General features: G+C 68.2%; 24 protein-coding genes and 1 tRNA gene. 19 read left to right on the top strand and 6 right to left on the bottom strand.

What is annotated here, in order from left to right:
- Positions 1-450: 450 nt before the first annotated feature.
- From ASC98_RS20240 to ASC98_RS20250, 5 genes are all read right to left on the bottom strand, one after another.
- Complete coding sequence (locus ASC98_RS20240) at positions 451-885, bottom strand: hypothetical protein (RefSeq protein ID WP_056804874.1); 435 nt, start codon at positions 883-885, stop codon at positions 451-453.
- A complete protein-coding gene (locus ASC98_RS20245) occupies positions 866-1,366 on the bottom strand; it encodes a hypothetical protein (RefSeq protein ID WP_157598037.1) in 501 nt (166 codons plus the stop codon). The genes ASC98_RS20240 and ASC98_RS20245 overlap by 20 nt, the downstream gene beginning before the upstream one ends.
- Before the next feature lie 402 nt (positions 1,367-1,768).
- Positions 1,769-2,326 carry a GNAT family N-acetyltransferase gene (locus tag ASC98_RS29710; RefSeq protein ID WP_082542038.1) on the bottom strand — a complete coding sequence of 186 codons (558 nt, stop codon included), beginning with the start codon at positions 2,324-2,326 and terminating at the stop codon, positions 1,769-1,771.
- A 140-nt stretch (positions 2,327-2,466) separates the two neighbouring features.
- Entirely contained in the window at positions 2,467-2,922 is a 456-nt protein-coding gene (locus tag ASC98_RS29715) for an NUDIX domain-containing protein (RefSeq protein ID WP_082542037.1), read from the bottom strand.
- Between the two features lie 958 nt (positions 2,923-3,880).
- Positions 3,881-4,177, bottom strand: a complete 297-nt coding sequence (locus ASC98_RS20250; RefSeq protein ID WP_056812176.1) for a hypothetical protein — start codon at positions 4,175-4,177, stop codon at positions 3,881-3,883.
- A 388-nt stretch (positions 4,178-4,565) separates the two neighbouring features.
- On the opposite strand from ASC98_RS20250, the gene ASC98_RS20255 reads away from it, so the two are divergent.
- The 19 genes from ASC98_RS20255 (at position 4,566) to ASC98_RS20350 (ending at position 22,724) form a co-directional block, all read left to right on the top strand.
- Entirely contained in the window at positions 4,566-4,865 is a 300-nt protein-coding gene (locus tag ASC98_RS20255) for a hypothetical protein (RefSeq protein WP_157598036.1), read from the top strand.
- A 373-nt stretch (positions 4,866-5,238) separates the two neighbouring features.
- Positions 5,239-5,649, top strand: coding sequence for a hypothetical protein (locus ASC98_RS20260; RefSeq protein ID WP_056812182.1), 411 nt, complete (start codon positions 5,239-5,241; stop codon positions 5,647-5,649).
- Between the two features lie 200 nt (positions 5,650-5,849).
- The gene (locus tag ASC98_RS20265; RefSeq protein WP_157598035.1) at positions 5,850-6,077 is read left to right on the top strand and encodes a hypothetical protein; all 228 of its coding nucleotides are present in this window, start codon (positions 5,850-5,852) and stop codon (positions 6,075-6,077) included.
- 102 nt (positions 6,078-6,179) lie between these two features.
- Positions 6,180-6,905 (top strand): hypothetical protein, encoded by a 726-nt coding sequence (locus ASC98_RS20270; RefSeq protein ID WP_157598034.1) that lies wholly within the window; start codon positions 6,180-6,182, stop codon positions 6,903-6,905.
- Between the two features lie 102 nt (positions 6,906-7,007).
- Positions 7,008-7,595, top strand: coding sequence for a hypothetical protein (locus tag ASC98_RS20275; protein ID WP_157598033.1), 588 nt, complete (start codon positions 7,008-7,010; stop codon positions 7,593-7,595).
- Between the two features lie 104 nt (positions 7,596-7,699).
- Positions 7,700-8,011, top strand: a complete 312-nt coding sequence (locus ASC98_RS20280; protein ID WP_056812195.1) for a hypothetical protein — start codon at positions 7,700-7,702, stop codon at positions 8,009-8,011.
- Positions 8,012-8,144: 133 nt separating this feature from the next.
- Positions 8,145-11,234 (top strand): formate dehydrogenase-N subunit alpha, encoded by a 3,090-nt coding sequence (gene fdnG, locus ASC98_RS20290; protein ID WP_157598032.1) that lies wholly within the window; start codon positions 8,145-8,147, stop codon positions 11,232-11,234.
- 3 nt (positions 11,235-11,237) lie between these two features.
- On the top strand, positions 11,238-12,149 hold the full coding sequence (gene fdxH / locus ASC98_RS20295) for a formate dehydrogenase subunit beta (protein ID WP_056812206.1): 912 nt from the start codon (positions 11,238-11,240) through the stop codon (positions 12,147-12,149).
- Entirely contained in the window at positions 12,146-12,769 is a 624-nt protein-coding gene (locus ASC98_RS20300; protein ID WP_056812209.1) for a formate dehydrogenase subunit gamma, read from the top strand. The genes fdxH and ASC98_RS20300 overlap by 4 nt, the downstream gene beginning before the upstream one ends.
- A gap of 13 nt (positions 12,770-12,782) precedes the next feature.
- Positions 12,783-13,802 (top strand): formate dehydrogenase accessory protein FdhE, encoded by a 1,020-nt coding sequence (gene fdhE / locus ASC98_RS20305; protein WP_056812212.1) that lies wholly within the window; start codon positions 12,783-12,785, stop codon positions 13,800-13,802.
- A complete protein-coding gene (gene selA, locus ASC98_RS20310) occupies positions 13,802-15,280 on the top strand; it encodes an L-seryl-tRNA(Sec) selenium transferase (RefSeq protein WP_056812215.1) in 1,479 nt (492 codons plus the stop codon). Before fdhE ends, selA begins: the two co-directional genes overlap by 1 nt.
- 13 nt (positions 15,281-15,293) lie before the next feature.
- The gene (locus ASC98_RS20315; RefSeq protein WP_056812219.1) at positions 15,294-16,409 is read left to right on the top strand and encodes an acyl-CoA dehydrogenase family protein; all 1,116 of its coding nucleotides are present in this window, start codon (positions 15,294-15,296) and stop codon (positions 16,407-16,409) included.
- Between the two features lie 11 nt (positions 16,410-16,420).
- The gene (locus tag ASC98_RS20320; protein WP_056812221.1) at positions 16,421-17,281 is read left to right on the top strand and encodes a phosphate/phosphite/phosphonate ABC transporter substrate-binding protein; all 861 of its coding nucleotides are present in this window, start codon (positions 16,421-16,423) and stop codon (positions 17,279-17,281) included.
- Positions 17,259-18,458, top strand: coding sequence for a ferritin-like domain-containing protein (locus tag ASC98_RS20325; protein ID WP_235581337.1), 1,200 nt, complete (start codon positions 17,259-17,261; stop codon positions 18,456-18,458). Before ASC98_RS20320 ends, ASC98_RS20325 begins: the two co-directional genes overlap by 23 nt.
- Before the next feature lie 16 nt (positions 18,459-18,474).
- Positions 18,475-20,394 carry a selenocysteine-specific translation elongation factor gene (gene selB, locus ASC98_RS20330; RefSeq protein WP_056812227.1) on the top strand — a complete coding sequence of 640 codons (1,920 nt, stop codon included), beginning with the start codon at positions 18,475-18,477 and terminating at the stop codon, positions 20,392-20,394.
- 9 nt (positions 20,395-20,403) lie between these two features.
- A tRNA-Sec gene (locus tag ASC98_RS20335) sits at positions 20,404-20,496 on the top strand.
- Between the two features lie 87 nt (positions 20,497-20,583).
- Entirely contained in the window at positions 20,584-21,702 is a 1,119-nt protein-coding gene (locus tag ASC98_RS20340; RefSeq protein WP_056812229.1) for a Fic family protein, read from the top strand.
- Positions 21,703-21,753: 51 nt separating this feature from the next.
- Positions 21,754-22,428, top strand: a complete 675-nt coding sequence (locus ASC98_RS20345) for an ankyrin repeat domain-containing protein (protein ID WP_056812232.1) — start codon at positions 21,754-21,756, stop codon at positions 22,426-22,428.
- On the top strand, positions 22,428-22,724 hold the full coding sequence (locus ASC98_RS20350) for a hypothetical protein (RefSeq protein WP_056812235.1): 297 nt from the start codon (positions 22,428-22,430) through the stop codon (positions 22,722-22,724). The genes ASC98_RS20345 and ASC98_RS20350 overlap by 1 nt, the downstream gene beginning before the upstream one ends.
- 21 nt (positions 22,725-22,745) lie before the next feature.
- On the opposite strand, the gene ASC98_RS20355 is transcribed toward ASC98_RS20350, so the two are convergent.
- Positions 22,746-25,079 (bottom strand): winged helix-turn-helix domain-containing protein, encoded by a 2,334-nt coding sequence (locus ASC98_RS20355; protein WP_056820405.1) that lies wholly within the window; start codon positions 25,077-25,079, stop codon positions 22,746-22,748.
- Positions 25,080-25,116: the final 37 nt, after the last annotated feature.

The following is a 25,116-nucleotide window of genomic DNA, read 5'->3' on the forward strand; positions in this document are numbered from 1 at the left end:
CCAGGCTCGCAAAGCTCGTCTGTTTCATGCCGCCATCCTCGCCGTCCGCAGCTCATTCGGCCATCGAGATCTGCCCGAATAAATCAGTGGTTCCTTAGGAGCGGAATGAGAATAATGTTGTCGATTCTCGTACGGCAGCCCAGGACCGCACCAACGCGGGAGGGTGTCATGCCGGGACAGCGCAAAACGGCGACGAAGCGGCGAGTTCCGGCGCTTTCATGGCGCAGGCAATGTTTGTCGACGTGGAGACGCCATGCCCGGACGCATACGCGCGACGAGCCGTGCGGCCAGTGGATCGGGGTCGGGTTGGGCGTCCGCTGTGCCCTGCGCGCACTGGCGCGAACGACCCGTTGCGGAACTCCGTTTGGCCGAACTCAGCGCTGCGAAGCGGTCATTCAGAAGACACATTGATGCAGCGCGCGAATCCCTGAAATATGAGAGTGCTTGCCTTCACGTGCGCGGCCCAGCCGGGTCAAACATTCTGATCAACCACGCACGAAGAGCATTCGGCAAAGAAATGATCATGAGTGCAAGCGCTCCGATGGTGAATACGATTGAGATGCCGCCGCCGACGTGGGAGCAAGTTGGCAAGCCATCAACGAATCGCAGCGAACCGCCGCAGTCCACCTCGACGAAAGCGAAGGAAATGGCCGCTGCTAGTGCAAACATCCCGAGCCATGCGCCTGGGGACAACACCATTCTGGCCTCAGCCGCCATATGCCTCCAGAAATACGCAGCGCATGCCGTGGCCGCGGCCGCGGCCGCGGCAAAAGGGATGATCTGTAGGTTTTCAGGGGCGAGCCAAATAAAAAGTGCAGCCACCTCCAACCAGAGGAAGACGAAGCTCAGGCACGCTGCGGTGACTTCAGCAGTCCTCTTGCTCATGTCGATAGGGGGATAGCGGCCATGCCTTGAGAACTTCTAAGCTCACCGGCGTTCGCGAAGCCCAGATCACCAGCCTGTACGAGTCCTCTCCGTCGAGCCCATTCTCGCTGAGGGAGTTCAGCCCCGAAAACAGTGCGAGAACCGTGTATGTGCCGGGCGGCACCGCTCGGGAGTAGACCTCGCCACCCGTGCATTCATGGACCTGCAAATTTCCCGTCGGCAGGTCCAGGGAGCACCGAATCACGTGATCGTATCCAGCGAGGTCAATCGTCGGAGCGGAGTCGAAAACTTCCAGCGTCACGGGTACGGTGGCGTTTCTAAGCGGGCAAATGACCAAGACGTTCGCGGCAGCCTTCGCCCTTCGTTCCACATCGACATCCGTCCAGTCGGTCGGCGCATCGGGGAAGATGCCACCGTCTTGAACATAGAACTGGTTGTAGTCGGCGAAAACCTCGAACACGACAGTTTGTCGAGCATTCATTGCGTTATCGGCCTCCGTCCGAGAAGAGCCCTATTGGCATCGACACTCGCTCGGCCCTTTGCCTCGCATGCCAGCGGTTTGTGCTGAGGAGAAGACGGGCGCCATTTCTCCGCGCCGATCGACCGCACTGCACCTCTTCATGCAATTTGCTTCCTCGCCGGGAAGGAGTCCGGCGAGAAGCGACACAGCGAGTGTGAAGGCGACGAACGAGGCAAAGCCGACAAACACAGTCATCCCCGTGTGGCGTCGATTTTGCGCGTGAGGCATGGCCTTGGTTACTCGCGTCCGATTCAATCGGCTTCGTCCGGGGGGCTTGAACAAGAAGTCTATCGGCTCGCTCGACAGCAGTCATCCGCGAGCGGCCGGAGGTGGCCGAACTGCGCCACTTGCGCGAGGAAAATCTCAACCAAGCGAGATGCGATAGCGCAGACCTTCGGTGCCGCCAAACTGTGTTGGTTTCACAAATCTCTCATGCAAGACCCCGCCATTGGACTCGATGACACGTTGAGACGCGAGGTTATCTGGATCCGTCGTGATTTCAACGTACGGCAGTCCTTCACCGCGCGCTTCGGGAAGCAGGCTCCGAAGGGCAAGCGTTGCGTAGCCCAGTCGTCGCTTCCAAGGGACGACGGCGTAGCCGATGTGCCCAAGACAATACGACGGCAGGTCCGAAGTTCCGCGCTGCCATCTGAAGCTTATGGTTCCCCAGAACTCGCCGTCCCATATCCAGCGTCGATATCCGGGCAGTCTCGCAACGGTTGAGCCATCGGGCAACGCGACCCGTGCACCGGTTGCTTCGCGGTCGACCATGCTCATCAGAAAGCCTTCGGGGTCCTGCGATATCGAGGCCAGCTCTTCCTCAGTGGCCACCTTTCCGCGAGCGTTGTCAGCAGACCATCCTCGCTTCAACGCGGTGACGTAGCTCGGCAAGAACTCACCAGATGGCCAAACAAGGCGCACGTTTTCTCCCTCGTCGGTTACAGGAAGCGCTGTGCATGCAGAATACCGGCACCAGCTGCCGCAGAGCGGCCGTCGCTGATCGGCCGCTTCTGGCCGCAAGCGTCGGCGGACGATGCCATGCCACCAGGTCCCAAACGGGGTTAGCCAGCCTCATCCTCGCCTGTCTTGTTCCGTTCGGTCGACCCGACGGCGTTCGCTACGAACCTTGCCGCTTCACTGAAGATGCGGTGCCACTGTTCGGTTCTGAACGGAGCAGAAAATGACTGCCAGAAGAATCGGAAATCATGGCCTTCGTCATCTGGCGCATGATGCACCCACTTCTCAGCAAGGACGCGATTCGGTGCGCATTCGACGAACGCCCAGACCTGACCATCACTTTGAGCCCAGATTCCCAAGTCGCGCCGGACTGAGGCTGAATGAATACCAGACTCCTCGCCGAGTTCACGCAGAGCAGCGCGGTGAATGGTTTCGCCGGGTTCGATGGTTCCCTTCACCAATTGGCAACCAGCGAGCGGGTGTTCGAACGCGAGAATCTGAAGGTCTCCGCCGATCGTCCGCAAAATGACCGGACACACCTTGTTTGGTACTGGATTCATGGATCGGTCGGACTACTTCAAAGCGGCCGCTCTGCGTAGGCCGCTTGTGGCCGGTCGGCTACCTCGGCTGGCCGCCCCTAGACGACCCTGAGCGGCCAGTCGACTACTGCCTGCGGCGCGCCGAAAAGCTGTCGCTAGACGCCTGACTGAGAGACGGTTCGGAGTTCGCGGAGCCAGCTGTACGGCGCCCTCTCGATGGAAGGGTTGGGCGTCATTGTTCCGGCGTGCACGTTGCAACGGTCCCGGGCTCGTGGGCGCAAAAGGCGAAGCGCTTCGCCTTTGCTTTGGGTGACGCGTTCGACGTGGCCTCCACGCCAATGACGACCCCGCCGGCTTTGCCTCGGCGCAATGAGGCATTCATGACCGCAGGCCCAATAGGCGACACGGTCCCCAACTCGAGCGACCTGACGACCTCTTGCGTGGACTCACGATCGCTCGGCTCGGAAACCCATTCAACGAACACCTTGGAGGAAATGTGCTCCCAGCCTTGATTGACCACGATGACACGGTAAGTACCCGACTTGCTTCCCGCTTGCCACCAGCCACCAGTGTGGACCTCCGTAACCGACGTTGGAACTTGCGGAGCTTGCGCCAAGGCGGGCCCGATGAAGCCGACAAGTAGGAACGCGATGGTTCTCATGATGCCTAACGTGTTGTGAGGAGACAGCCGCGGCGGGATCGCATCGCGCAATGCTAGCCGGGTATCCGATCAGGCCGACACCGTGCCGCACATCCAGAATGCGGTCGGTCACGACAGACCGCTCGTGGCCGACCGCGCCCTTTCGACGGTCGCCCTGCAAGCGGTCGCACAGCGGAGCCGGCCTGGCCAGCGACTGGCTGCTCGCAGGCGATGCGCCGAACATACACAACACATCCGCTTCGCCGACGCCTTTGCAGTCTCGCGCCCCCGAACTCTTCAACGGTCGTCATCACTGGGGGCGGCCCATCGGCTCTCTTTTTAGAAAGTCTCCGCTGTTGTCTTCTCGACGTTCGGAATGTTCGACTTCACGAAACTCTCGATCGTTGAGCACGGCAGGAAGAACGAACGTTGGGTAATGTGGATAGAGCAACTCTGGCCGGTGACCGCAAAGGTGCCTGCGACAGTGCCGAATACTGGCACAGGCACGGAGAACGCTCCTCCAGGCGGTCCGCCGGAGATCGTGCCGTCGTGTTGATGGATGAGAAGCGAGATCTTGTTGAAAAGGTCTTGGGCGCTGCCGGAGAACGGGACGGCGAACGGGGCGCATGAGGCCATATTGAACTTCTTCGAGGACTGTGTGGATGAAGGACTGCCGCGCGTGGACGTTTGGTTATCGTCATGCGCGGACCGACTGTGGTCCGCCGGCAGCCTCTTGTCCTTAAGCAGTTCTGAATCATCTTGAAAGACGAACGTAGGCAATGTCAGCTTTGGTCGACAGCTCTGATTCGCAATTCGTGAGAGTAGCGTTCGATCAAGGTCGGCACCGCGATGGCGGCCCCATCCGCTCGGGCGATGCTGAAGGAAGATCCGGCGCGTCGCGAACGCTCGACGCCAGGTGAGACGAAGGTCTCCTTTCGGCGAGAGCCGTCGCTCCGCCGATCGAAGCTGACGCCGCAATCAGTCTGAAGCGGTCTCCACTCGCTCGCACCTTCATACTCAGCCAATGCAGTACCTCACCCTGGACCTCAGCGACAACTCCGAAGGCATCTCGACATTGGAGGCCCTAGCCTCCACCACAGCCGAGCATCACGCCGCCGCGATGGCCGAGGCGCGGCAATTGCTCGACTGGGCATGGCGCCGCTTCCCCCACACGCACGGCCCTGCGGATGAAGGCATGGACTGGGATCACGACCTGCAGGTGAATGTCGAAGACGGCGGGTGGCATGCGATCACGCTGACGCTCACCGGATCGCAGCGCTTCATCGACGAATTCATCGAGACATTCGGCGACCCGCGCGACTGACAGGCACCCCCATCGCCAGTGCTACAGTCCCCCGGCCTGCCACATCGCAGGCCAGGTTTGACAGCCTGAACACACAGGCGCGCAGCCGCCACAGCGGCTTTTCTTTTGCGCGTCACACACCTATGCCTCTCCAGATTTGGGCGGCCCGGGTGGGGGAGCCTTCGGGCTCGCCGGTTCCTGTGTTCCGGTCTGTCAACCCTGCTTTGGGCCGCCACCCGTGTTTGACAGCGCTCGTGGCGGCTTTAACCGCAACACAGGAGCCCTTCACCATGGCTGGTACCCCCGTTGGCGCCCTACCCGCGCCGACCTTTCCCGCTTCTTCATCGCAGTCCGACCAAGCGGGTTCTCCCTCCACCGCGAGGAGGCCGTCAAGATGACCGCCACCGGTCCGATCGCCTCCCCCGCATCCAGCGAGCCCCTCGGCCCGCGCTTCAAGCCCCGGCTCCACGCCTGCCGCAGCTCCCCGATCGACAGCGCCGAGTTCACGCTCAAGGCCGGCCTGGTGCATCGCCTGCTGGAGCACGTCATCGATGTCAGTGACGGCGTCGCCGCGTGGCTCGAGGTGGATGAGCGCGAGCGCCCCAAGCCCCCGCCCGACGACGTGTCATCCACCGTCCACCACGCGCAGAACGCCGCGATGCGCGGCCTGTGCATCGCCTCACTCGAACTCATCGGCGACCAGGCCAAGCGCCTCACCGGCTGGGTCGCCGACCAGCAGTTCCACGTGCCCGAGTTCGGCGTGATGCAGCCGCGGCGGCGCAGCCCGCCGACTCAGCAGGGTTGATGCCCCCGGGTGCTGCCTGCGTTCAGGCAGCACCCTCTCCCGCACGGCGCGCAGTTGAAATCCATGTCTTGCGACAGCGGATCCGACACGCCCGATCAGGTCAATCGATTTCATTCGATGCAGATGACTTTCGGACAATCTGGCGCGGGCAGCCATCGCCCGCTCCGTTGACCTTGGACGCATGGGACGAGGAGTCAAGAATGGCTGATGTGGATGCGGTAACCGTGCGGATTGCGATCGAGGCTGTCGATGCCCAGATCACGAAGTTGTCGGCAGAGCTGGAGGCGCCGGGCGCCGATGCCGACGGTTCGCTCGAGATCGACTTGCTCCAGCACAGGAAGGCGGCGCACAAGCTGGAGGTCGCCTACAAGGAGGCGACCAAGAATTCCAGCAACATGCCGCCCTACGACAGCTTGGTGAAAAACTGAGCCTGAGCCCGCAACGGCTCCTGCGATCAGCAGTTCCACGTGCACGGCGCGCAGCCGGCGACTATCCTTGCGGATCGCACGAGCCTGAAGAGGAGATTCCCCGTGAACGTCGCCGCCAGCCGATCCCTCGCGAAACCCTTCGTCCACGAGCACGCGCCCGCCGCAGCCGGTAGCCACGGCACCCTCCAGCGGCATCCGCAGCGCGGCCCCGCCGCTTCGGCCCTCCACGGCAGCCCGCGAATGGTGGCGCAGCGCGAGCGCATCGCCGCCAGCTTCGGCCCCTCGCTGCATCCGAGTGTCGGCGTGGCCCAATTGACGAAGATCTACCTGCAAGGGCTCGATCACGCCAGCAACTACCTCGACTACGAGGGCAACGACACGATCCATCTGGATGACGGTTCAACGGTGACCGGCGTCATCCTCGAGATGGTCGCCATCGCGGCCGAGAACCGGCGGCTGGGCAACGGCCAGGTCCTGCTGGACCATTTCGTGAACAACATCGTGGGGCAGCAGGCGTGCTACCTCGAGGTCGATCCCCAGGGCGGGATGACCGAACAGCAGCTGACGGCCTGGTACGCCAGGGCCGGCTTCACGGTGGTCGGCACCTCGATGACCGGCCTCGTGGTGATGGGCATCAACGTCCCCGAACGAGGCGCCAAGAAGAAGGCCGCGAAGAAGGACAACTTCGACGACTTCATGGACTACTTCAACAAGACCAAGGACAACCGGCGCGATCCGGACAAGGGCGGCGGCGGAGGCGGCTTCGGCAAGGGCTTCGATGGCGGCTTTGCCAAGAGCGGCGACTGGTTGAACAAGATGATCAAGTAGCTCATAGGAAATATCGAAGCCCGATATCAGCTTGGTGCTGATGCACGGCACGCCGTCGGCAACCTACCCTTGCCTCTCCGCACCGCGCAACGGAGAGCGATCGTGAAGACCCATGCCGCCCGGGAGGAAAGCTCCGCCACGCAACACCAGCCGGCGGCGCAAGACGCGTCGGCACGCAGCTCGCACGACGCCGGCCAGGCTATGAACCAGTCACCTCGCGTGCTGGCCCAACGCCGGCAAATCGAAAGCATCTTCGGTCCGACCGCCCAGCGCCGCCCCATCCACATCGGCGCCGCCCCCGTCGGCGGGCAAGCCGACGTGGCCCAGCGTGCGCTGTGGATCAAGAGCGAGACAGGCACCTACGCCTACAACTACGGAACGGATTTCACGAACGATCACATCGGCAACCAGGCCCACGCCATCGCCGTCTTGCGACAGCGCTACAACACCGACGGGATCACCGCCCCCGTGACCGTCATCACCCAGCTCGATGGCAATCACGACGCGACGGAAGTCGCCACCCTGTCGGGCTACAACTTCTCGCTGAGCATCGACGTGGTGGGTTGGACGGCCAACTGGGACGCGCACAACCAGCCCGTGACCACGCAGATCGACTCGGCCGTGCTTTCCGGGTACTTCACCAGCAAGGGCAAGCGCGGCCTGATCACGCACATCAGCTCGTCCGGCTGAGGCATCACCACTCCCTCGATCGGCACACAAAACCCTCAACTTGCAGTCACCCCTCCCCTGTGGCTTACTTCGCTGCCCTTGGTCGTCGTCGTAGGGGGAATCGCATGAACCTGATGCGTGCTCGCGCGGTCCGCGTGGCCTGGCTTGCTGGCCTGCTGCTCGCCTTGTCAGCCTGCAACCGCAGTGAAGCGCCGCCCACTGCCGCAGGCGGCGCGGCCAGCGCCCCGCAGTCGGCCGTCACACCGCCACCCGGCGACAGCGCCGCCTCCGCCACAGGCAGCGGCCCGGCCGGCGGCACCGCCATCGGCGGCATGGAAGCCCATCCCACCGAGGCCAAGCCGGGCACCAGCGGCACCCCGGCCCCCACGGGCGGCGACGGCAGTGCCTCCGTGCCCGCAGCGGCGGCCTCCAAGTAGGTCTAAGCAAGCAGGTCGGGATAGTGAGACCGCCATTGCGGCCTCGACGATTCCGCGCCAAGATCCCCCACTCGCATCCGACATCGCCGTTCCCACGTTTCGCGCACCACGCGATCCCCGCAGGAGGCCCTTGATGGACATGAACCGAAGGCAGTTCTTCCGCGTCAGCGGCGCCGGACTCGCCGCCTCCAGCCTCGTCGCGCTGGGCTTCTCGCCCGCCACGGCCCTGGCCGAGACGCGCAACTTCAAGCTCGCGCGCACCACCGAAACCCGCAACACCTGCCCGTACTGCTCGGTGGGCTGCGGCATCATCATGTACAGCCTGGGCGACAAGGCGAAGAACGTCGTCGCCGACATCATCCACATCGAGGGCGACCCCGATCACCCGGTCAACCGCGGCACGCTGTGCCCCAAGGGCGCCGGCCTGCTCGACTTCGTGCACAGCCCCAACCGCCTCAAGTACCCCGAGGTGCGCGAGGCCGGCAGCACCGAATGGAAACGCGTCTCGTGGGACGACGCCATGTCGCGCATCGCCACCCTGATGAAGGCCGACCGCGACGCCAACTTCATGGCCACCAACGCCGCCGGCCAGGTCGTCAACCGCTGGACCTCCACCGGCATGCTGTGCGCCTCGGCATCGAGCAATGAATCGGGCTACATCACGCACAAGGTGATGCGCTCGATGGGGTTGCTGGTCTTCGACAACCAGGCGCGCGTCTGACACGGACCGACGGTGGCCAGTCTGGCCCCGACGTTCGGACGCGGCGCGATGACCAACCACTGGGTGGACATCAAGAACGCCGACCTCGTGCTGATCATGGGCGGCAATGCCGCCGAAGCCCACCCCTGCGGCTTCAAGTGGGTCATCGAGGCCAAGCACCACAACAAGGCCCGGCTGGTCGTCGTCGACCCGCGCTTCACGCGCTCGGCCGCGATGGCCGACTACTACGCCCCCATCCGCGCCGGCAGCGACATCGCCTTCCTGGCCGGCGTCATCAACTACCTGATCAGCAACGACAAGCTGCAGAAGGAGTACGTGAAGGCGTACACCAACGCCTCGTTCATCGTCGGCGAGGCCTACGGCTTCCAGGACGGCATCTTCAGCGGCTACGACGAAGCCAAGCGCAGCTACAGCAACGCGAGCTGGGGCTACGAGATGGACGACAAGGGCTTCGCCAAGGTCGACCCGACGCTCGAGCACCCGCGCTGCGTGCTGCAGGTGATGAAGCGCCACTACGCGCGCTACACGCCCGAGCTGGTCAGCCGCGTCACCGGCACGCCGAAGGACAAGTTCCTGAAGGTCTGCGAAATGATCGCCACCACCGCGGTGCCCAACCGCGCGATGACCATCATGTACGCGCTCGGCTGGACCCAGCACAGCCAGGGCTCGCAGATGATCCGCACCGCGGCCATCGTGCAGCTGCTGCTCGGCAACATCGGCATCGCCGGCGGCGGCATGAACGCGCTGCGCGGCCACAGCAACATCCAGGGGCTGACCGATCTCGGGTTGCTGTCGAACTCGCTGCCGGGCTACCTGTCGCTCGCGCGTGAGTCCGAGCAAGACCTCGAGACCTACTACAAGACCCGGGCACTGAAGCCGCTGCGTCCCAACCAGATGAGCTACTGGCAGAACTACCCGAAGTTCTTCGTCAGCCTGCAGAAGAGTTGGTGGGGCGCCGCGGCCACGGCCGAGAACTCGTGGGCCTACCATTACCTGCCGAAGATCGACAAGGTCTACGACGTGCTGCAGGCCTTCGAGCTGATGAGCCAGGGCAAGCTCAACGGCTACATCTGCCAGGGCTTCAACCCGGTCGGCTCCTTCCCCAACAAGAAGAAGATCATCGAGGGGCTGTCGAAGCTGAAGTTCCTCGTCACGATCGATCCGCTCAACACCGAGACCTCGGAGTTCTGGAAGAACTTCGGCGAGTTCAACGACGTGAAGAGCGAGGCCATCCAGACCACGGTGTTCCGGCTGCCGTCGACCTGCTTCGCCGAAGAAGACGGCTCGCTGACCAACTCGGGCCGCTGGCTGCAATGGCACTGGAAGGGCGCCGAGCCACCGGGCGAGGCGCGCGGCGATCCGGAAATCATCGCCGACCTGTTCAACCGCGTGCGCACCGCCTATGCGAAAGACGGCGGCGCCTTCCCCGACCCGATCGTCAAGCTGACCTGGCCTTACAGGATCCCGCACAGCCCGTCGGCCGAAGAGCTGGCGATGGAATACAACGGCAAGGCATTGGCCGACGTGCTGGCCCCGCCCGATCCGAAAGACCCGAAGGCGCCGCCGAAGGTGCTGGCCAAGGCGGGCGAGCAGCTCGCGGGCTTCGGCCTGCTGCGCGACGACGGCAGCACCGCGAGCGGCTGCTGGATCTACTGCGGCGCGTGGACGCAGGCCGGCAACCAGATGGCGCGGCGCGACAACAGCGACCCCTGGGGCATCGGCCAGACGCTGAGCTGGGCCTGGGCCTGGCCAGCGAACCGGCGCATCCTGTACAACGCCGCGTCGAGCGCGCCCGACGGCAAACCGTGGGATGCGCGGCGCAAGCTGGTGCAGTGGAACGGCACCGCGTGGAGCGGCTCCGACGTGCCCGACATCCGGCCCGATGCGAACCCCGGCGACGCCGAGCGCGTGCAGCCGTTCATCATGACGTCCGAAGGTGTCGCGCGGCTGTTCGCGCCGACCGGCATGGCCGAAGGGCCGCTGCCGGAGCACTACGAGCCCTTCGAATCGCCGCTGGCCACGAACCCGATGCACCCGAACAACCCGAAGGCCCGCGCCAACCCGGCGGCCCGCGTGTTCAAGGGCGACCTCGAGATGATGGGCTCGCCGAAGGACTTCCCGCTGGTCGCCACCAGCTACCGGCTGACCGAGCACTTCCACTACTGGACCAAGAACGTCGAGACCTCGGCCATCATCCAGCCGCAGCAGTTCGTCGAGATCGGCGAGGAGCTGGCCAAGGCGCGCGGCATCGCGAATGGCGACACGGTGAAGGTCTCGTCGAAGCGCGGCTCGATCAAGGCGGTGGCGCTGGTGACCAAGCGCATTCCGCAGCTCGATGTCGACGGGATCAAGGTCGACACGGTCGGCCTGCCGAACCACTGGGGCTTTGTCGGGCTGGCGAAGAAGGGCTACCTCGTGAACACGCTGACACCCTTCGTCGGCGACGCGAACACGCAGACGCCGGAATACAAGTCGTTCACCGTCAACATCGAGAAAGCCTGAGCCATGAGTTCACTGCAATCTCTCGACATCGCCGCGCGCTCGGCCACCACCACGCCGAGCCCGCGGGCGCGCACGACGCCTGAGGTCGCGAAGCTGATCGACGTCTCCAGCTGCATCGGCTGCAAGGCCTGCCAGGTGGCCTGCATGCAGTGGAACGACCTGCGCGACACGGTGGGCAACAACATCGGCGTGTACGACAACCCGGCCGACCTGAGCGCCGAGTCGTGGACGGTGATGCGCTTCTCCGAGGTCGAGGTCAAGCCGCAAGATCCAGCGCTGATCCAGGAGATGAAGCTCGAGTGGCTGATCCGCAAAGATGGCTGCATGCACTGTGACGACCCGGGCTGCCTGAAGGCCTGCCCGGCGCCGGGCGCGATCGTCAAGTACACGAACGGCATCGTCGACTTCATCGAAGAGAACTGCATCGGCTGCGGCAACTGCGTCACCGGTTGTCCGTTCGACGTGCCGCGCATCAGCAAGAAAGACAACAAGGCCTACAAGTGCACGCTGTGCTCCGACCGCGTCAGCGTCGGCCTGGAGCCGGCCTGCGTGAAGGCCTGCCCGACCGGCGCGATCCACTTCGGCAGCAAGGAAGACATGCTGGAGTACGGCAGCGAGCGCGTCGCCGACCTGAAGGAACGCGGCTACGCGCAGGCCGGCGTCTACGACCCGCCCGGCGTCGGCGGCACGCACGTGGTGTACGTGCTGCAGCACGCCGACCGGCCGCAGCTGTACCACGGTCTGCCGGCCGATCCTGCGATCAGTCCTTGGGTCTCGCTGTGGAAGGGCGCAGCCAAGCCGCTCGCGCTGGCCGCGATGATCGGCGCCGCGGTGGTCGGCTTCTTCCACTACACGAAGGTCGGGCCGATCGAGGAACCCGGCGAGGAACGAGAGAAAGAGGAGGAACGGCCATGAAGCGTTTCATCCAGCGCTATGCCGACGGCACCCGCATGAACCACTGGGCGGTGGCGATGCTGTTCTTCTGCGCCGCGTTGTCGGGGTTGGCGTTCTTCCACCCTGCCCTCTACTTCTTCACGATGCTGTTCGGCGGCGGGCCGTGGACGCGCATCCTGCACCCGTTCTTCGGCGTGCTGATGGTGCTGGGCTTCGTGCTGCTGTTCGCGAAGGTGTGGCGCGAGAACGCCTGGAAACCGCGCGACACCGAGTGGCTGAAGGCCGCTCCGCACCTGATGCAGACCGGCGACGAACACGGCATGCCGGCGGTGGGCAAGTACAACGGCGGGCAGAAACTGGTGTTCTGGCTGTTCGGCATCAGCCTGCTGCTGTTGTTCGTCACCGGCTTCGTGTTCTGGCAGCCGTGGTTCGCCGATTACTTCGCGATCCCGCTGCGGCGCATCGCGGTGGTGGTGCACGCGGCCTCGGCGGTGGTGCTGGTGCTCAGCGTGATCGTGCACGTGTATGCCGCGATCTGGGTCAAGGGAACGATGCGGGCGATGACGCGCGGCACCGTCACCGAGGCCTGGGCGCGGCAGAACCATCCGCTCTGGTACCAGGAAACCACGGGAAAGAAATGATGAACCCCGCGCGATGGCACTGAGCTCCACGACACGGCTGCTGTCGCCCGAAGAGATCGCGGTCCAGGCGGGCCAGCAGGTGCCCTACCTGCGGCTGCCGGAGCGCGGCACGCTGTTCGCCGAGCGCGAGATGCGGCTGCGCCAGCTGTCGGCCGGCGGGCATGCGATGCGCGACTTCCTGGTGTTCATGGCCGAGCTGGCGCATGTGCAGCACGAGTTGCTGCAGGCGTACCCCGCGGTCGCGCTGTCCGATGCGGCCGCGCTCGACGCCGCCTCGCGTGCCGGCCTGCCGCCGCTGCCGGCCGAGCACTGGCCGCGCGACCCGGCGTGGCGCGACGGCCTGCGCCGCCTGCTCGATGCGCTGCTGCCGCGGCTGGCCGGCAGCCCCGCGCTGGCGGCGGTGCGCGCGCTGAAGGATTCCAGCGGCCGCGACGACGCCTGGCTCGATCAACAGGCCGACCGCCTGCTGACCGGCGTGATGCTCGGGCTGGACCTGGCCGCCGCGCCGCTAATCGCCGCGGCGCTGCAGGTGCACTGGACCCACCTCGTGCTCGCGACGCAGCAGGCGCGCGGCGCCGACCGCCTGCCGCCCTTCGGCCGCACCGACGACGCGACGCTGTGCCCCTGCTGCGGCAGCCGGCCGACCGCCAGCATCTCGCGCATCGGCGGCGATGCGGGTTTCCGCTACCTGCACTGCGCGCTGTGCGCTGGACAGTGGCACATGGTGCGGATCAAATGCACGCACTGCCTGGGCACCCAGGGCATCCACTACCAATCGCCGCAGCGCGTGGGCACCGACAGCACCGACGCCAAGCCGGCGATCGAGGCCGAAACCTGCGACGCCTGCGGGCACTACCTGAAGATCGTCCACATGGAACGCGATGCCTTCGTCGAACCGGTCGCCGACGACCTCGGCTCGGTGACGCTCGACCTGCTGGTCAGCGAGGCCGGCTTCCAGCGCCACGGCGTCAACCTGATGCTGCTGTTCGGCGACCCTGACGACCCCAGCGGCGACGACGGCGGAGGCGGCTGATGAACCGACCCGAGACGTCCGTGGTTCACGGCGGCGGGTCGGGCGAAGACGGGCACCGCGGCGAGCGGGCCCGGCCGCAGGACCTGCCGTCGATCGACAAGCTGCTGCGCACCGATGCCACGCGCGCGCTGCTCGACGCGCACGGCCACACGCTGGTGGCCGGCGAGGCGCGTGCGTTGCTCGACGGCCTGCGCACGCAGGCGGTGGCCGGCGAGCTCGCCTCGCGCGAGCTGCAGCCTGCAGCGCTGGCAGCGGCGCTCGCCGCGCGCGTGCAGGCGAAGCTCGCGCCGCGGCTGCGCACGGTGATCAACCTCACCGGCACCGTGATCCACACCAACCTCGGCCGCGCGCTGCTGGCCGACAGCGCGTTGCAGCACCTGCTGGCGCTGATGACGGCGCCGAACAACCTCGAATTCGACCTCGCGTCCGGTGGCCGCGGCGACCGCGACTCGATCGTCGAGGACCTGCTGTGCACGATCACCGGCGCGGCGGCAGCGACGGTGGTCAACAACAACGCGGCCGCGGTGCTGCTGACGATCGCGGCGCTGGCGCGCGAGCGCGAGGTGATCGTCTCGCGCGGCGAGCTGGTCGAGATCGGCGGCGCGTTCCGCATGCCCGACGTGATGGCCAGCGCCGGCGCCGAGATGGTCGAGGTGGGCACCACCAACCGCACGCACGCGCAGGACTACGAGCGCGCAATCACGCTGCGCACCGGCCTGGTGATGAAGGTGCACACCAGCAACTACGCGGTGCAGGGCTTCACGCACGCGGTCGACGAGGCGACGCTCGCCGGCATCGCGCATGCGCACGGACTGCCGCTGGCCACCGATCTCGGCAGCGGCTCCCTGGTCGACCTGGCGCAGTACGGGTTGCCGCGCGAGCCCTTGCCGCAGGAGATGCTGGCGGCGGGCTGCGATGTCGTCACGTTCTCGGGCGACAAGCTGCTGGGTGGGCCGCAAGCGGGCCTGATCGTCGGTAGCCAGGGCGCGATCGCGCGCATCCGCAAGTTCCCGATGAAGCGCGCGCTGCGCATGAGCAAGCTGCCGCTGGCGGCGCTGGAGGCGACGCTGATGCTGTACCTGCGGCCCGAGAGGCTGGTGCACGACCTGCCGACGCTGCGGCTGCTGACGCGCCCGGCGGAGGCGATCCGTGCGATGGCCGTGGGGCTGTTGCCGGCGGTCGCGGCCGCGGTGGCGCCGCGTTTCGAGGTGCAGGTGGTCGAGCTGATGGGGCAGATCGGCTCGGGCTCGCTGCCGGTCGAGCGCTTGCCGTCGGCCGGGCTGGCGTTCGCGCCGGCCGGCAGCTCGAAGAAGGGCCTCGGCTCGGCGCTCGATGCGCTGGCCGCGGCGTTGCGCGCGCTGCCGCAACCGGTGATCGGCCGCATCGCGCAGGACCGGCTGCTGCTGGACCTGCGCTGCCTGGAAGACGCTTCCTCGTTCACCCGCCAACTGCCGACATTGCATGAGTTTCTGACATAGCCAAGGAGACCCGATGGACCCGATCGACACGCTCGCCCGCATCGTCACCGACACCGTGGAGCCGCTCGCGCTGCGTACGGACCGAGAGGGACGCTTCCCGCGAGAGACGATCACCGCGCTGGGCGAGGCCGGGCTGCTCGGCCTGGTGTCGGCCCCGTCGGTCGGCGGGCTCGGGCTGGGGCTGAAGGAGGCCAGCCAGGTCGTCTCGCGCCTCGCGCAGGCCTGCCCGTCGACCGCGATGATCGTCTGCATGCACTACTGCGCGGTCGCGGTGATCGAGTCCACCGACAAGCCCGCCGTCCGCGAGGCCATCGCGCGTGGCCGGCACCTGAGCACGCTCGCGTTCTCCGAGGCCGATTCGCGCAGCCACTTCTGGGCGCCGACCGGCACCGCGCGCACCGACGGCAACGCGGTGCTGCTCGACGCGCGCAAGAGCTGGGTCACCTCGGCCTTCGAGGCCGACAGCTACGTCTGGTCGAGCAAGCCGCTGACGGCCGAGGGCGCCAGCACGCTGTGGTTCGTGGATGCCAAGAGTGACGGCCTGAGCCAGCCCGGCGCGTTCGACGGGCTGGGCCTGCGCGGCAACGCATCGACGCCGATCACCGCGCAGGGCGTGCGCATCGGCCTGGGTGACCGGCTGGGCGAGGACGGCAAGGGCTTCGACACGATGATGGGCGTGGTACTGCCGTGGTTTTCGGTGCTGAGCGCGTCGTGCTCGGCCGGCCTGATGGAAGGCGCGTTGTCGCGCGCGATCGGCCACGTCGGCCAGACGCGCCACCTGCACCTCGGCAGCTCGCTGGCCGACCTGCCGACGATCCGCGCCTACCTGGCCCGCGCGCGCATCAAAGCCGACATGGTGCAGGCGCTGATCGACGACACGCTGGCGGCGATCGGCGGTGGCCGCGCCGACACGATGCTGCGCGTGCTGGAGGTGAAGGCCGCCGCGGCCGAAGCCGCGCTGGAGGTGACCGATACCGCGATGCGCGTGTGCGGCGGCGCGGCCTTCCGCAAGGAGGCCGGCATCGAGCGGCTGTTCCGCGATGCGCGCGCATCGAGCGTGATGGCGCCGACCTCGGACGTGCTGTACGACTTCATCGGCAAGGCCATCACCGGCCTGCCGCTGTTCTGAAGGACGCGACGATGAGCGACTCCACGCTGATCATGGGCGCCGTCGCCTACGCGCCCAAGGTCGTCACGATCTGGGAGGGCTTCAAGGCCTTCTTCGCGCGGCAGGGCCTGGCCTTCGACTACCTGCTGTACTCCAACTACGAGCGCCAGGTCGAGGCGCAGTTCGACGGCGCGATCCATCTGGCCTGGAACTCGCCGCTCGCGTGGGTGCGCGCCGACCGGCTCGCCCGCGCGCGCGGCCAGGCCGTGCAGGCGGTCGCGATGCGCGACACCGACTGCGACCTGCGTTCGGTGGTCGTCGTGCGTGCCGACAGCCCGCTGCAGGCGCTCGCCGACCTGCGCGGTGCGCGCGTGGGCACCGGCGCGATCGATTCGCCGCAGGCCACGCTGATCCCGCTCGGGCTGCTGCGCGCGCACGGACTGGTGGCCGGCCGCGACTTCACGCTGCGCCGTTTCGACGTGCTCGGCGGCAAGCACGGCGACCACATCGGCGGCGAGCGCGATGCGGCCGTCGCGCTGCTGGCCGGCGAGGTCGACGCCTGCTGCCTGATCGACGGCAACCACCTCGCGTTCGGGCTCGACGGCACGCTGCCGGCCGGCAGCACGCGCGTGATCGCGCGCACCGATCCCTACGACCATTGCAATTTCACGACCAGCCCGGGCGCGCCGGCGGCGTTGATCGACCGCTTCACGTCGCTGCTGCTTGCGATGCGCTGGGACGATCCGGACGTGCGCCCGCTGCTCGAGCTGGAGGGGTTGCGCGAATGGCGAATCGGCCGCACCAGCGGCTACGCGCTGCTCGAGCGGGCGGTCGACGACGAAGGGTTCTACAGCGATGACGGGCGCATCCTTGCCAGCGACTATCGATATTGAGTCGCTGGCGCTGGACCAGGGCGCGCTGCTGCTGGTCCGCCGCGCGCTGGCCGCCCTCGCTGATGGCGACGAGCTGCGCGTGCGCGGCCGTGCCGACGCGTGGGACCTGCACCTGGCCGCGTGGTGCCGGCAGCAGGGCCATGCACTGCGCTTCGAGACCGATGCACAAGGATGCCTGCAAGGCGTGCTGACGCGCGGCCCGTCGGCCGCGGGTCGCTGGCGCGGCGCGCAGCGCGCCGGCCCCGTGGCAGGAAGCGAAGCCACCGCCACCGAAGCGCGCGCCGACTGGGGCCTGGCCGCGCGCGGCGCGACGGTGGAGGCCGGCAGCCCGGCCTTCGCGTTCGGGCTGCGACAGCGCCACGAGCTGTGGGCCGCCACCGCCGGCGAGCTCTACGCGCAGGCGGCAGCCGCGCAGTGGGATCCGGCAACCGCGATCGACTGGACCGCGCCGTTCGAGCTCGCGCCGGAAATCGAGGCCGCCGTCGTGCAGGTGATGACCTACCTGGTCGAGAACGAGAACGCAGCGCTGCTGGTGCCGGCGCGGCACCTCGGGCAGATCCACCCGCACTACCGCGAGGTGCTGCAACTGCTCGCGCTGCAGTGCGCCGACGAGGCGCGGCATGTCGAGGTGTTCACGCGCCGCGCCGCGCTGCGTGGCCTGCCGCCGGCGCTGTCGACGGCCGGCGGGCAGGCCTCGCTGCGCACGCTGTTCGACGCGCCGGATTTCTCGACGGCGACCTTCCTGCTCTCGGTGCTCGGCGAGGGCAGCTTCGTGAACCTGCTGAACTTCCTGCACGAGCGCGGGCCCGATCCGGTCACGCGCCAGGTTGCGCGGCTCGCGGCGCGCGACGAGGGCCGGCACGTGGCCTTCGGGATGGCGCACCTGGAGTACCGGCTCGCGGTCGAGCCCGACTACCAGGTGCGGCTGCGCAATGCGATCGAGCAGCGCTTCGATGCGCTGGCGAACACCGCGGGGCTGAACGAGGAGGTGTTCGATGCGCTGGTGCTGCTGGCCGCGGGCGCGTTGACGCCGGACGCGGTGGCGCGGGGGCATGCGGCCGTGCAGCAGCTGAAGCGCGAGATGGCGGCCGGGCGGCGTGCCCGGCTGAGCCGGCTGGGCTTCGAACGCGCCGAGGCCGAGCGCCTGGCCGACCTGCACACGCGCAACTTCATGTAGCCCCCGGACGCCTGAAATGATCGTCGGCACCGCAGGCCACATCGACCACGGCAAGACCACGCTGGTGCGCGCGCTCACCGGCGTCGACACCGACCGCCTGCCGCAGGAGAAGGCGCGCGGCATCTCGATCGAGCTCGGCTACGCGTTCCTCGACGTGCCGGGCGACGACGCCGTGCCGCGCATCGGCTTCATCGACGTGCCCGGCCACGAGCGCCTGGTGCACACGATGCTCGCCGGCGCGACCGGCATCGACTTCGCGCTGCTGCTGGTCGCCGCCGACGACGGCGTGATGCCGCAGACGCGCGAGCACCTGGCCGTGCTGTCGCTGCTGGGGCTGTCGCGCGCGGCCGTCGTCATCACGAAATGCGACCGCGTCGATGCCACGCGCCTCGCGCAGGTGCGTGACGAAGTGGCTGCGCTGCTGGCCGGCACGCCGCTCGCCGAGGCGCCGGTGCTCGCCGTCGCGGCCCCCACCGGCGAGGGCCTGCCGGCCTTGCGCGAGCTGCTGTTCGCCGCGGCGCGCGAGACGCCGCCGCGCGATGGCGCGAGCGACGCCTTCCGCCTCGCGATCGACCGGGCCTTCACGCTCGACGGCGTCGGCACCGTGGTGACCGGCACGGTGCACGCGGGGCGCGTGCAGGTCGGCGACGAGCTGGCGCTGTGCCCCTCGCCCACCGGTCGCCACGCCCGCGTGCGCAGCCTGCACACGCAGAACCAGGCGGCCACGCAGGCGCATGCCGGCCAGCGCTGCGCGGTGGCGCTGGCCGGTGTCGACAAGCACGAGGTGGCGCGTGGGCAATGGCTGGTGTCGGCGGGGGCCGGCGTCGCGACCGACCGGCTCGATGCGCTGCTGACGCTGTGGAACGGCGAGCCGCGGCCGCTGCGCTCGGGCACGCCGGTGCATGTGCACCTCGGCGCGAGCGACACGATGGGCACGGTGGCCGTGCTCGCCGGTGTCGACGCCGCGGCCGACACCCTCGCCCCCGGTGGCCGCGCCTTCGTGCAGATCGTGCTGCACGCGCCCATCGGCGCCTGGCGGGGCGACCGCATCGTGCTGCGCGACAACTCGGCCACCCGCACGATCGCCGGCGGCACCGTGCTCGACCCGTTCGCGCCGGTGCGGTACCGGCGCACGCCGCAGCGCCTGGCCGAGCTGGCGGCATGGTCGCTGCCGACCGAGGCGCAACGCTTCGACGCGCTGCTCGACGCCGCGCCGCACGGCCTGTCGCGCCGCCGCTGGGCCAGCGCCGAAGGCCTGGCGCCGCAGGCCGAGGCCGATGCGCCGGACGGGGCGCTCGGCGGCGCGCAGCGCGCGGCGGTGCATTCCGCGGTGATCGACACGCTGCGCAGCTTCCACGCCCGCGACCCCGAGGTGCCCGGCCCCGACGCGGCCCGCCTGCGCCGCCTCGCGGCCCCGCGCCTGCCGCCGCCGCTGTGGAGCGCCGTGCTCGCCGAGCTGCAGGCCGACGGCGCGGTCACGGTGCGCGGCGCGTTCGTGCACCTGCCCGAGCATGCGCTGCGCCTGTCGGCCGCCGACGAGCGCATCGCGCAGAAGGTGGCCCCGTTGCTCGCGGCGGCCAGCTTCGACGGCAGCTGGGTGCGCGACCTGGCCCGAGACACGCGTGAGGGCGAGGTGCTGATGCGCACGACGCTCGCACGGTTGGCGCAACGCGGCGAGCTGCACCAGGTCGCGAAGGACCTGTACTACGCGCCCGCCGTGATGGCGCAGCTGGCAGCCCATGCACGCAGCGTCGCCGCCAACGCTCCCGACGGCGCCGTGACCGCCACCCGTTTCCGTGACGCGACCGCCCTCGGCCGCAAGCGCGCGATCCAGATCCTCGAGTACTTCGACCGCATCGGGCTGCTGCGCCGCGTCGGCGACGAGCACCGTTTGCGCAGCGACACTGAGCTGTTCAGGTCACCTGCGATGCGCTGAGCGACCCGAGGAGGGGGAACGTCCCTGGTGGGACGGCCGGGCTTCAAACCCGGTGGGTGGTGCCATGCGCCGCCGGGTGGGTTCGACTCCCATGCCCCTCCGCCCTCTTGCGGTGATTCCTCGCCTATTCACCGCAGTATTTGCGGTGAATGACTTGCGCATGCGGCAAATCCGCGGCCTAATCTCCGCATGTTCAGCGGCGAAAACACCTACATCTGGCAGGTCGATGACTGGCCCCAGTGGCGCTATGACCTGCCTGCGCTCGCGCAGGCCCTGGCCGACGTGAGCCGCGGCCAAGGCCTGCTGCTGGGTCGCCTGACCGACGTCGGGCTCGCGCTGCGGGACCAGGCCAGCTTGGCGGCGCTGACCGACGACGTGCTCAAGACCAGCGAGATCGAAGGCGACGTGCTGGACGTGGCCTCCGTCCGCTCGTCGATCGCGCGCCGGCTCGGCATGGACATCGGCGCACTCGCGCCGGCAGACCGGCACGTGGACGGCGTCGTCGAGATGGTGCTCGATGCCACCTCGCGCAGCGCCGAGCCTTTGACCGCCGAGCGGCTGTTCGGCTGGCATGCCGCGCTGTTCCCGACCGGCTACTCCGGCATGAGCAAGATCGCAGTCGGCCAGTGGCGCGATGACGCGAGCAGCCCGATGCAGGTCGTCTCCGGCCCGGTGAACCGCGGCAAGGTGCATTTCCAGGCGCCCCCGGCCGGCGCGCTCCCCACCGAGATGGCGAGCTTCCTCGCCTGGGCCAACCGCGACACCGGCGAGCCCGCGCTGATCAGGGCGGGTCTCGCCCACCTGTGGTTCGTGACGCTGCATCCGTTCGACGACGGCAACGGCCGCATCGCGCGCGCCGTGGGCGACCTGTTCCTGGTGCGTGCCGATGGCGCCGGGCAGCGCTTCTACAGCCTGTCGGCGCAGATCCAGCGCGAGCGCAAGGATTACTACGACATCCTCGAACGCACGCAGAAGGGCGCGCTGGACGTCACCGGCTGGCTGGCCTGGTTCCTCGGCACGCTGGGCCGGGCCGTCACCAGCGCACAGACCACGCTCGACGGCGTGCTGGCCAAGGCGCGGTTCTGGCAACGCTGGGCCGGCACGCCGATGAACGAACGCCAGGTGAAGCTGCTCAACCGCCTGCTCGACGGCTTCGACGGCAAGCTCACCAGCAGCAAGTGGGCGGCCATCGGCAAGTGCTCGCCGGACACGGCACTGCGCGACATCGCGCAGTTGCTCGCCCTCGGCGTGCTGCGCAAGTCGTCCGCAGGCGGGCGCAGCACGGCCTATGAACTGGCGGACTGCTGAAGGCAACGGCCGTCGGCAGCAATGCCCGGCGCGGCCTCGACAATCCATGCGATGAGACCCGACCTCCCCGACGCGCTGCGGCGCGCCCTCGCCGCCGGCGATCCCCATGAAGTGGCGGCGCTGGTCGCGCTCGGCGCCAACCTGCACTACCGCCACGCCAACGGCTACGACGCATTGATCAACGCGGTGCACAACCGCGACGTGTTTGCCGACCCGCGGCTGATCGAGCTGCTGCAGTTGCTGATCTCGCACGGCGTCGCGTTGAGCGGCGTCAGCAGCTACGGCGAATCCGGGTTGCGCGTGTTGTCGCGGCTCGGCCGCTTCGATGCGGTGCGCTTGCTGGTCGCGTTGCTCACCGGCGACATCGACAAGGCCACGCTGCTGCGCGAGCGCGGTGCCGATGTGGACGCCGTCGGCCGCTGCAGCCACCCGCCGTTGAGCTACGCGGTGAACAGCCGCCAGCTGCCGATGCTGCGCTGGCTGATCGACCAGCGCGATCACGAACGCACCGGCTTCGGCATCGACCAGCCCGACGAGTTCGGCGGCACCGCGTTGATCGAGGCCGCCCGGATCGATCATGTCGGCGCGATCGACCTGCTGCTGCAAGCCGGCGCGGCCATCGACCACGTGCACAACGGCAGCACCGCACTCAGCGAGGCCGCATCGAGATCTTCGGCTACCCGGAAGAGGCCTTCCCGCCGACCGATTTCCACACCGCGACGCTGATGGACGATTCGATCTGGCTGATCGGCTCGATTGGCTACCCGCCGGCGCGCCGACCCGGGCACACGCCGGTGTGGCGGCTGCGCCTGCGCGACTGGCGCATCGAGCCCGTCACCTTGCTCGGCCTCGACAACGGCCCCGGCTGGATCAACCGCCATCGCGCGACACGGTTGTCGCCGCACGAGATCCGGGTCACCGGCGGCAACGTTCTGACCGGCCACGGGGACGAGACGGCCAAATTTCCCAACACGACCGACTTCGTCTTCGACACGAAGCACCTGGCCTGGCGTGCGGCCTGACCCACGCTCAGGTCGCCTGCATCACATCCACGTCACCACGCACGGCGCGAACGGCAGTTCGGTCATCTGCTGCGCCTCGTAGCACTCGCCCAGCTCGGCCAGCCACGTCGGCAGCGCACCGTCGATGCCGGCCGCCAGCCGCGCATGCGCCGCGCGCGCCTCGCCGCTGCGGCCCTGCGCATGCGCCAGCCGCGCCGCCACCGCGAGCCCCGCCGGATGCTCGTCGAGCCAGGTCTCCAGCCCGCGCAGCAGCTCCACCGCCTCGACCGAGCGGCCCTGCTCGATGCACAGCCACGCGCCATCGAGCCGCGCATGCGCATTCCACCAGCCGAGCGGCGCCACGTCGCTCCCCTTGCGCAGCAGCGCAATCGCGCGCTCGCGGTCGCCGCGCGCCAGCGCCAGCTGCGCCTGGCTGTGCCACAGCGCGCCCTGCAGGTTGCGGTCGCGCGCCAGCTTGGTCAATGACGCAATGCGGCGGCACGCGTCGTCGGCCGCGTCGAGCTGGCCGTCGTGGATCAGCGCGCCGGCCAGCAGCGGCAGCACGAAATGCAGCTGCATCTCCTGCCCCTTCGCAGCCGCCTCGTCGGCCGCCTGCGACAGCTTCCACGCGGCGTCGCCGATCTGCCCGATGGCCAGCGCGTAATGCGCCCGGCCGACCAGCCGGAAGCCCTCGTTGCGCGGCCCGTCGCCGGTGTCCACCGACTCCAGGATCGACAGCACGCGCGCCAGGCTCGCCGGCTTGCGCAGTTGCCGGTACACGCCGCACAGCAGCATCGCCGACACCGCCGAATCGGTCGGCACCTGCAGGCTGCGCGAGATCGCGAGGCCGGCCTCGCCGTGCTCCTCGGCCATGCGGAAATGCCCCAGGCTCGCGCTCGCGTTGGCCACGTTGCATTCGGCACGCGCCTGGCCCACCAGCACGCCGTGGTCGCGGTACAGCGCAGCCGCGCGCCGAGCGTGGGTCCAGGCCTGCACCATGCTGCCGGTCTCGCCCTCGATCACCATGCGCAGCGACAGGATGCGCAACTGGTCGAACACGCTGCCGTTGCCGTTGCACAGCGTCTCGGCCCGGTCGGCCAGCGCCGAAGCCACGGTGAAGTCGAACTCGTTGATCGCGATGTTGGCGCGCAGCAGCGTGGTCGCGATCACCGATTCGCGCGCCGCCTTGCCCGGCGCGCTGTGCAGCGCTTCTTCAAGGTGGTGCTTGGCCTTGTCGTTGACGCGCCGGCGCACATGGGCCTGCGCCAGCTCGAAATGCACCGCGGCCTCGGCCGCCTGGTTCGGCTCTTCGCGCAGCCGCGCCAGCAGCGCATCGCCCAGCTCGAAGGCCGCGCTGTCGTCCAGCGCCACCAGCGCGCGCAGCCGCTCCACCTGCGCGCCGAGGTGCTGCGGCTCCAGGCGCAGCACCGCGGCCAGCAGCTCCAGCGCGAGCGTCCATTTCTGTTCGGCGATGGCCTGCAGCGCGCGGCCGAGCACGCTGTCGCCGGCATCGGCCTGGATCTCGGCGGCCGCCTCGCCGGGGAAGAAGCGCGCCTCCAGCCAGCGCACCAGGTTGCGGCCGAGGTTGGGCAGCCCGGTGGCGGCGAGCATCGTGCTGTCGGTGCGGCCTTCGCCGACCAGCGTGCAGCGCAGCTCGAAGCGCAGCGGTCCGCCATGCACCTCGACGCGCGCGACATGGCGCACGCCGAGCAGCCGCGTCAGGTCGTCGGCGCGGTCGGCGAAGGCCGCATCCTTCGGCACCGCCTGCAGCGCGTTCAGCAGCGACGGGATCGAGCTCACCTGCAGCCGCGGGTGCGCGCCGAGGTCGCGCACCACCAGCGACAGCAGCCCGAGCTCCAGCCAGTCGAGGTCGCCGCTGCCGGTGCGGTTCTCGAACGGCAGCAGCGCGAGCGTGGTCGGCACCGATGCGCTCGACGCCGCCGAAGACGGCCCCGTCGACGCTGACGGCAAAGAGGCCGAGGCCGGCGCCGCGGGCGGCGTGGCGACGGGCGCCGGCACCGCTTTCTCGCGCACCTCGCCCATGAAGCGGTAGCCGGTGCGGTGCACCGTCTTGATCAACTCGCCGGTGTCGCCGTCGTCGTCCAGCACCTTGCGGATCTTCATGATCGCGCGGGCGATCACGCTGGCGGTGACGAAATCGAAGGACCACAGCTTGTCGAGCAGCTCGTCCTTGCTGACGATGCGCCCGCGGTGCCGGATCAGGTAGACCAGCAGCTCGAACGGCCGCGGCTCCATCGCCCGCGGCGCGCCGGAAAGCAGCACCTCGCGCGTCGCGACGCGAACTTCGCACCGTCCGAAAACGAACACCTCGTTGTCCATCAACTCCCTCTGCGACTGGTGCGGGCCGCGGTACATGCCGCCGCCTTGATGCCTTCGCATTCTGCCGGCAAGC

Origin of the sequence: Rhizobacter sp. Root1238 (assembly GCF_001425825.1) — a bacterium.
Classification (GTDB): domain Bacteria; phylum Pseudomonadota; class Gammaproteobacteria; order Burkholderiales; family Burkholderiaceae_C; genus Rhizobacter.